This is a genomic window from Streptomyces sp. NPDC038280 (assembly GCF_055600045.1).
This window is the reverse complement of sequence record NZ_JBVJYZ010000034.1, coordinates 1-8,270: the sequence shown is the minus strand read 5'-3', so window position 1 is coordinate 8,270 and position 8,270 is coordinate 1. Positions and strand designations below refer to the sequence as shown.

Annotated in this window: 8 protein-coding genes; all 8 read right to left on the bottom strand. The window is 72.6% G+C overall.

Translation table 11 applies throughout. The features are described from left to right. Window positions 1–79: 79 nt before the first annotated feature. The 8 genes from aroA to ACZ7J0_RS33575 are packed head-to-tail and all read right to left on the bottom strand — an operon-like array spanning window position 80 to window position 8,060. A complete protein-coding gene (gene aroA / locus ACZ7J0_RS33610; RefSeq protein WP_470893856.1) occupies window positions 80–1,381 on the bottom strand; it encodes a 3-phosphoshikimate 1-carboxyvinyltransferase in 1,302 nt (433 codons plus the stop codon). Beyond that, window positions 1,378–1,872 carry a type II 3-dehydroquinate dehydratase gene (gene aroQ / locus ACZ7J0_RS33605; RefSeq protein ID WP_470893854.1) on the bottom strand — a complete coding sequence of 165 codons (495 nt, stop codon included), beginning with the start codon at window positions 1,870–1,872 and terminating at the stop codon, window positions 1,378–1,380. Before aroQ ends, aroA begins: the two co-directional genes overlap by 4 nt. Beyond that, window positions 1,869–2,972, bottom strand: coding sequence for a 3-dehydroquinate synthase (gene aroB, locus ACZ7J0_RS33600; RefSeq protein WP_470893853.1), 1,104 nt, complete (start codon window positions 2,970–2,972; stop codon window positions 1,869–1,871). Before aroB ends, aroQ begins: the two co-directional genes overlap by 4 nt. Continuing rightward, window positions 2,969–3,490, bottom strand: a complete 522-nt coding sequence (locus ACZ7J0_RS33595; protein ID WP_470893851.1) for a shikimate kinase — start codon at window positions 3,488–3,490, stop codon at window positions 2,969–2,971. Before ACZ7J0_RS33595 ends, aroB begins: the two co-directional genes overlap by 4 nt. Then, window positions 3,490–5,412: an anthranilate synthase family protein gene (locus ACZ7J0_RS33590; RefSeq protein WP_470893849.1), complete on the bottom strand. Its 1,923-nt coding sequence runs from the start codon at window positions 5,410–5,412 to the stop codon at window positions 3,490–3,492. The genes ACZ7J0_RS33595 and ACZ7J0_RS33590 overlap by 1 nt, the downstream gene beginning before the upstream one ends. Then, the gene (locus ACZ7J0_RS33585) at window positions 5,409–6,032 is read right to left on the bottom strand and encodes an isochorismatase family protein (RefSeq protein ID WP_470893847.1); all 624 of its coding nucleotides are present in this window, start codon (window positions 6,030–6,032) and stop codon (window positions 5,409–5,411) included. Before ACZ7J0_RS33585 ends, ACZ7J0_RS33590 begins: the two co-directional genes overlap by 4 nt. Window positions 6,033–6,086: 54 nt before the next feature. Next, complete coding sequence (locus ACZ7J0_RS33580; protein ID WP_470893845.1) at window positions 6,087–6,857, bottom strand: 2,3-dihydro-2,3-dihydroxybenzoate dehydrogenase; 771 nt, start codon at window positions 6,855–6,857, stop codon at window positions 6,087–6,089. Window positions 6,858–6,887: 30 nt separating this feature from the next. After that, complete coding sequence (locus ACZ7J0_RS33575) at window positions 6,888–8,060, bottom strand: 3-deoxy-7-phosphoheptulonate synthase (RefSeq protein WP_470893843.1); 1,173 nt, start codon at window positions 8,058–8,060, stop codon at window positions 6,888–6,890. Window positions 8,061–8,270 lie beyond the last annotated feature (210 nt).

The following is an 8,270-nucleotide window of genomic DNA, read 5'->3' as shown; positions in this document are numbered from 1 at the left end:
ACGCCGGCGGGAAGACCCTCCAGCGTCGCCACCAGCGCGGGTCCGTGGGACTCCCCAGCGGTCAGCCAACGCAACCTGCTCAACGATGCTCCTCAAGGTCGTACGCCGGAAAGAGCCGGCGCAGCTCGGTGTGGAAGCCGGGGAAGGTCTTGCCGACGCACGCGGGGTCGTCCAGGGTGATCGTCCCGGCGGGCTGCCCCAGGGCGGTCGCGCCGAGACCCAGCACCGTGAACGCCATCGCGATCCGGTGGTCGCGGTGGCAGGCGATCCGGGTGGGAGCGGGGGTGCCGGGGTGCACGACGACCCAGTCTCGACCCTCCTCGACGTGCACCCCGGCGGCTCGGAGGTTCTGGGTGACGGCGGCGATCCGGTCCGACTCCTTGAGCCGGGCGTGGCCGATGCCCCGGATGGTGATGGGCTGGTCGGCGAGCGGCGCGATCGCGGCGAGGGTCATGAAGGTGTCGGAGATCTCGCCCATGTCGATGTCGAAGCCGCCGGTCAGCCGGCCGGTGCCGGTGACCGTCGTGGAGTCGGCGGCGATGTCGACGTCCGCGCCGGCCAGCCGCAGCGCCTCGGCGAACCGCAGGTCGCCCTGGAGGCTTCCGCTGCCGAGTCCGGGGACGGTGACCGTGGTGCCGGTGACGGCCGCGGCGGCGAAGACGTACGAGGCGGTGGAGGCGTCCGGCTCGATCACCAGGTCGGCGGCCCGGTAGGCGCCGGGGGTGACGCGCAGGACGCCCTCCACTTCGGTGACTTCGGCGCCGAAGTGACGCATCAGCGCCAGGGTCATGTCGATGTACGGGCGGCTGACGAGGTCCCGCGCGCCGATGACGAGCGGGGTACGCATCAACGGCGCGGCCATCAGCAGTCCGGTCAGAAACTGGCTGCTCAGCGAGGAGTCGAGGACGATCTCACCGCCGTCGAGGCCGGTGGCGTCGAGGACGAGGGGCAGGGTGCCGCCGGTCTCCGTACGGAGCGGGGCGCCGAGCCGCGTGAGGGCGTCGGCGAGCGGCCACAGCGGGCGGGCGCGCAGCTGGGCGGAGCCGTCGAAGGTGAACGCGCCGGTGCCGGTGGCCGCGAACGGCGGCAGGAAGCGGGCCGCGGTGCCGGCGTCGGCGCACCATACGCGGGCCGGCCCGGTCGGGCCGCGTCCGCTGCCGGTGACTTCCCAGCAGGTGTCGTCGGCGGTGGCGCGGACGGGGATGCCCAGGTCGGTGAGGGCGGTGCGGAAGGCGAGGGTGTCCTCGCTGACGAGCGGTGCCCACAGTCCGGTGGTGCCCTCGGCGGCCGCGGCGAGCAGCAGGGCCCGGTTGGTGAGGCTCTTCGAGCCGGGGATCCGGGCGGTCCGGCCGGGGGCCGGTGTCGTGGCGGCGGTCGTCATCGGATCTCCGGTTCGTCGGCGGGTCCGGCGGCCGGCCCGGGGGTGGTCGCGTCGTCGGCGAACTCGTGGGCCAGGGCGCGCAGGGCGACCCGGTACGACCCGATGCCGAGGCCGGTGATCGTGCCGCTGGCGACCGGGGCGACGACCGAGAGGTGCCGGAACTCCTCGCGTGCGTGCGGGTTCGAGATGTGCACCTCGATGAGCGGGGCGGTGCGCTGCGCGGCGGCGTCCCGGACGGCGTACGAGTAGTGCGTGAGGGCGCCCGGATTGAGGATGACGGGCAGGGAGCCGTCCGCCGCCTCGTGCAGCCAGTCGACCAGCTGTCCTTCGTAGTTGGTCTCCCGCACGTCGACGTCGAAGCCCAGCTCCGCGCCGAGCTTCTGACAGGTGTCCACCAGGCCGGCGTAGGACGTGGCGCCGTAGACGTCGGGCTCGCGGGAGCCGAGCCGGCCGAGGTTCGGGCCGTTGAGGATGAGGACCCGGCGGTTCACGCGGACACCTCGCTGTAGGCGGCGACGAGGATCTCGGGGTCGGGTCCTTCGAGGACGGACGGCCGCGCGGGCCCGTCGAGGACGATGAAGCGCAGCAGGTCGCCCCGGGACTTCTTGTCGACCCTCATGGTTTCGAGGAGCTTCGGCCACTGGTCGCCGCGGTAGGTGAGCGGCAGTCCGACGGAGGAGAGGACCGAGCGGTGCCGGGCGACGGTCGCGTCGTCCATTGTGCCCGCGAGGCGGCCCAGTTCCGCGGCGAAGACCATGCCGACGGAGACGGCGGCGCCGTGGCGCCAGGTGTAGCGCTCGTTCTTCTCGATGGCGTGGGCGAGGGTGTGGCCGTAGTTGAGGATCTCGCGCAGCCCCGCCTCCTTGAGGTCGCTGGAGACGACCTCGGCCTTGACCCGGATGGAGCGTTCGATCAGTTCGGCGGTGTGCGGGCCGGAGGGGCGGCGGGCGCCCCGCGGGTCGGCCTCGATGAGGTCGAGGATGACCGGGTCGGCGATGAAACCGGCCTTGATGATCTCGGCGAGGCCGCCGACGTAGTCGTGGACCGGGAGCGAGTCCAGAGCGGTCAGGTCGCAGATGACCCCCGCGGGCGGGTGGAAGGCGCCGACGAGGTTCTTGCCGGCGGCGGTGTTGATGCCGGTCTTGCCGCCGACGGCCGCGTCGACCATGCCGAGGACGGTCGTCGGTACGGCGATCCAGCGCACACCCCGCAGCCAGCTCGCGGCGACGAAGCCGGCCAGGTCGGTGGTGGCACCGCCGCCCAAGCCCACGATCACATCGGTACGGGTGAATCCGGCGCGGCCCAGCTCGTCCCAGCACCGGGCCGCCGTCTCCGCGGTCTTGGCGCCCTCCGCGTCGGGGATCCGCAGGTCGAGGGTCTCGTACCCGCTGCCTTCGAGGTCCTCGCGCAGTGATCCGGCGAGGGCGGCGAGGGCCTGCGGGTGGATCACGGCCACCCGCCGGGCCTTCGCGCCGATCAGGGCCGGCAGTTCGCCGAGGAGTCCCCGGCCGACCAGCACCTCGTACGGATCGGTGCCGGCGCTGCCCCCGACGGGGATGCGGGTCACTGTCCGATCGGTCCGTTCGGTCATACGTCCTTCAGCTCCAGTGCGTCGAGGACCGCCTGGGCGACCTCTTGGGGGGTGCGGCCGCCGGTGGCGACGACGGCGCGGGCGACCTCGGCGTAGAGCGGGTGGCGGGCCTCGGCCAGGCGCCGCCAGCGCTCCCGTGGATCGGAGCGGCCGGCGAGCAGCGGGCGCCCTGCGTCCGATCCGACCCGGCGGACCGCCTCGTCGGCGTCCAGCGACAGATGGACGACCGGCTGACCGCCGAGGAGCGCGCGGGTGCGGGGGTCGACGACCGCGCCGCCACCGAGGGCGAGGACGCCCGGGTGGGTGGCGACGGCGGCTCGTACGGCGAGGCGCTCCAGCTCGCGGAAGCGTGCCTCGCCGTCGGCCGCGAAGATCTCGGGGATCTCCCGGCCGTCGGCGGCGACGACGTCCGCGTCGGTGTCCCGGTAGGGCGCGCCGAGCCGTTCGGCCAGCAGCGCGCCCACCGTGGACTTGCCGGAGCCCATGGGGCCGACGAGGACGACCAGCGGGCCGGTCATCACGCCACGGGCACGCGGGTGACGAGCGCGCCCAGCAGGTCACCCACGATGCGCGGCCCGCTCTGCGTGAGAACGGACTCGGCGTGGAACTGCATGGACGCGAAGTGGGGGCCGCGCAGCGCGTGGACCTCTCCGGTCTCCGGGTCCCGGCTCACCTCGATCGTGCCGATGTCGGGGCAGTGGATCGCGTCGGACGCGCTGCGGGCGGCGAACGTGTTGTAGAAGCCGACGCGTTCACGGCTGCCGAAGAGGTCGATCTCCTTCTGGACGCCCTGGTTGGGCACGTCGCGGCGGGCCAGGTCGAGACCCAGGCGCAGGCTCAGGACCTGGTGGCTGAGGCAGACGGCGAGGAACGGCCGGCGCTGCTCCAGGAGCGTCCCGATGGCGCCGCGCAGATGCGTGATCTTCGGGTGGTCGGCCTCGCGCGGGTCGCCCGGGCCGGGCCCCATGATGACGAGGTCGTAGCCGTCGAAGGAGTACTCCTCGTCGAAGCGGCGGACGGTGACACGGGGCCCCATGGAGCGGACCTGCTGCCCGATCATCGAGGTGAAGGTGTCCTCGGCGTCGACGATCAGGATGCGCTGTCCGTCCAGGACCGGGTCGGGGCGGCCGCGCGCCCCGTCCTCGGCCAGCCAGAAACCGGCGATGGTCTCGTTGCGCTGCTCCAGGGCGGCTCGCACGCTGGGATGGGCGTGGAAGCGCGACGTTCCGTCGTCCTCCAGCGCGGCGAGCAGCCCGGCGGCCTTGGCCCGGGTCTCGGCGACCTCGGACTCCGGGTCGGAGTGGCGAACGAGTGTGGCGCCGACACCGATCCGCACCCGTCCCGTGCTGTCGATGTCGGCGGTCCTGATGAGAATGGCGGAGTCCATGGTGCGTCCGCCGTGGGCGTCCCGGCCGATGAGCGCGACCATGCCGCTGTAGTAACCGCGGCCCTGGGGCTCGTACTTGCCGATGACACGACAGGCGCTCTCCAGCGGACTGCCGGTGACGGTCGGCGCGAACAGCGTCTCGCGCAGAATGTCGCGGGGGTCCCGGGCCGTCCGGCCCTCGATGAAGTACTCGGTGTGGGCGAGGCGGGCCATCTCCTTGAGGTAGGGGCCCACCACCCGGCCGCCCGCCTCGCAGATCCGGGCCATCATCTTGAGCTCTTCGTCGACGACCATGTAGAGCTCGTCGGCCTCCTTGCGGTCGGCGAGGAAGTCGAGGACGCCGGGGAGGGTGGGGCCCGTGGCCGGATAGCGGTAGGTGCCGCTGATGGGGTTCATCACGGCGGTGCCCTCGCTGAGACTGACGTGCCGTTCCGGGGACGCGCCGACGAAGGTCCGCTCCCCGGTGTGGATGATGAAGGTCCAGTAGGCGCCGGACTCGCGTTCCAGCAGGCGCCGGAAGAAGGCGAGCGCGCTGGGCAGCCCGTAGTCCGTGATGTCGGCGGTGAACGAGCGGCGGATGACGAAGTTGGCGCCCTCGCCGGTCCCGATCTCGTCCGCGATGACCCTGCGCACGATGTCGGCGTAGGCGGAGTCGTCGACGTCGAAGTGGCCGCCGGCCAGCCGGGTCGGGATGTTCGGGATCCGCGCCAGGGCCGCCTCGAGGGGGACGGTCGTCTGCTCGGCGACGGTCATGGCGATCAGCGGCGAGCCGTCGTCGTTGCAGGCGAATCCGCGCTCGGCGATCTGACGGTACGGGACGACGGCGAGGACCTCCTGGCGCGCGGCGCCCGGGGTGCCGGGGCCGTCGGGCAGCGGGATGTCCGCGAGCGTCGCCGGCAGCGAGACGTCCCCGAGGAGGATGTCGAGGGCGTCGGGCCCGGTGGTCTCGGGGCGGTGCAGCACCGCGAAGGCGGGCGGGCGCGGTCCGAGCACCCGGCCGAGCAGATCGCCGGCGTCGTCGGGCAGGTCTCGGGGGGCGCGGTCCTCGCTCATCCCAGTACCTCCTTGGTGGTGGTGACGACGGCGCAGCGCTTGGCGGCGTAGTCGACGGTCTGCCAGTGCTCGGCCTCGGTGAAGTCGCCGATGGCATCGGCGACGAGGAAGGTCTGGATGTCGTTGGTGAACGCCTCGACGGCGCTCGCGAGGACACCGACGTGTGCGTAGACGCCGCAGATGATCAGCTGGTCGCGGCCGTGGAACCGCATCCGCTCCAGCAGATCGGTCTTGAAGAAGGCGCTGTAGCGCCACTTGGTGAGCAGCCAGTCGCCGGAGGCGGGGGCGAGCGGGTCGACCACGGCACGGTCGGCGGGGTCGACCTTCATCCCGGGGCCCCAGAAGTCGGCGAGCAGGCCGCGCTGTTCCGGAGTCATGCCGCCGGGCTGCGCCGTGTACGCGACGGGGACTCCATGGGCGGCGCAGCGGTCCCGCAGCTGGGCGGCGTTGGCCACGATCCGGTCGCGCAGCGGCTGCGGGAAGGGGTTGAGGAAGTAGCGCTGCATGTCGTGGACGAGCAGCACCGCGCGGTCCGCGCTGATGGACCACGTGGGGGTGTTGGGGGGCAGGGCGCCCGCCGTCGGCAACGGATAGGCCTCGATGGGCGGTATCCCGGCCATGACCGTCCTCTCGTGACTCGTACTGGGGTGAAGGAGTGTGCGCGGGGCGGGCGTTCAGGCGCCGAGCGACGCTCCGCCGTCGACCGTGAGGTCGTGCAGGGTGATGTGGGCCGCCTGGTCGGAGAGCAGGAAGACGACCGCGTCGGCGATGTCCGTGGGCTGGGCCAGCTTGGCCAGCGGGATACCGACCCGGAACGCCTCGGGACGGCCCTCGATGGTGCCCTTGGGGCCGGACTCGTCGTGCCACATGGAGCTGAGCATCGGGGTGTCGGTGGAGCCCGGCGCGACCAGGTTGCAGCGGATGCCGTACTTGGCGACCTCCAGGCCGAGCGACTTGGTGAACAGCGACGCGGCGGCCTTGGAGGCGGCGTACGCGGCCATCTCGCTGCGCGGGGTGTTCGCCGCGTTGGAGGCGACGGTGACGATGGCGCCGGCGCGGCGCTCCACCATCCGGTCGACGACGGCGCGGGAGACCCGGAAGACGCCGGTGGCGTTGACCGCGAAGGTGGCGGCCCAGTCCTCGTCGCTGAAGGTCCGTACCTCGCCGAGGCGCAGCACTCCCGCCGCGTTGACGAGGAAGTCGATCGGCCCGAGGCGCCGCTCGGTCTCGTCGACGAGCGAGGCGACCTGGGCGCTGTCGGTGACGTCGGCGGGGAAGGCCTCCACGGAGAGGCCCTCCTCGGCGAGTTCGGCGACGCGCTGCTTGAGCGCGGCCTCGTCCCGGTCCACCGCGGCGACGGTGGCTCCGCGGGCCGCCAGGGCCCGGACGACCGCGGCGCCGATCCCACCCGCTGCGCCCGTGACGAGGGCGATCTTCTGCTGCATGGTCCGAACCTCCGTGAGAAGTGGAAGGGGTCAGGCGCGCCAGGCGGAGATGACCGAGACGGCCTGGCCGGGGTTGAGCCGCGGGTCGCAGAAGCTGGTGTAGTGGTCACCGCAGTGCGCGACGCGGTGCTCGTTGAGTACGCATTCGGTGACGTCGTCGGGGGTGGTCTCCAGGTGGACGCCGCCCGCGATGCCGCCGCTGGAGCGCACGGCCAGCTGGAATCCGGAGATCTCGCGCTCGACGGTGGTGGTGTAGCGGGTCTTGAGGCCGCCGGGGGCGGTGACGGTGTTGCCGTGCATCGGGTCGGTGAGCCAGATGACGGGGTGTCCGGCGGCGCGCACGGCCTCGACGAGCGGCGGCAGCTTCTCGGTGACCTTGTCGGCGCCCATGCGGGCGATCAGGGTGAGCCGGCCGGGCTCGCGGGCCGGGTCGAGCCGCTCGCACAGGGTCAGCAGCTCCTCGATGGTCATCGACGGGCCGACCTTGCAGGCGACGGGGTTGGCGACCTCGGCGAGGAGGGCGACATGGGCGCCGTCGACCTGGCGGGTGCGCTCGCCGATCCAGGGCCAGTGCGTGGACGCGAGCAGCAGCCGGCCGGCGTCGTCGCGGCGGAGCATCGGCACCTCGTAGTCGAGGAGCAGTGCCTCGTGGCTGGTCCACACCGGCGGGTCGATGACCGGGCGGCCGACGGGCTTGCGCCAGCCGAGGTGGCCCATGATGTCGTTGGCGGCCATGTAGCCGGTGAGCAGGCGCAGCGGGTCGGGACGGCGGCTCTCCTCGTCGGGCTCGGGCCCGTTGACCATGTGGCCGCGGTAGACGGGCAGTTCGAGGTCGCCTATGCGCTCGGTGTCGTTGGAGCGCGGCTTACCGAACTGCCCGGCCATCCTGCCCACGCGGATCACCGGCTTATGGGTGATCATCTTCATGGCGCCGGCGAGCAGGTCGAGGACCGCCGCCTTGCGGGCCACGTGGTGGGCCGTCGACTCGTCGGGGTCCTCCGAGCAGTCGCCGGACTGCACGACGACGGCCTCGCCGGCCGCGACCCGCGCGAGCAGGGACCGCAGGGTGTCCACATCGGTTGCGCTGACCAGCGCGGGCCGGACGCTCAGCTCCTCCCGCACCCGCTCCACCTGCGATTCGTCGTCCCACGTGGGCTGTTGCAGGGCCGGCTTGAGCCGAATGTCGAGCAGAGTGTTGTCCACTGTTGTGTCTCCTATGACGACAGGGGGAAGGGCGCGGGCTCCGGCCGGGGACGGCGGCCGGGAGACGGGGGCCGGGGAGCCTCAGGCGCCGCGGAGGCCCTTGGCGAGGGCGGTCGCGATTTCTACGGCGCGGCGGGTCTGGAATTCGATGGCGGCGAGGTTTTCGTCGGCGACGGTGGTGGCCTGGTTGGAGGACACGCTGGAGGTGCC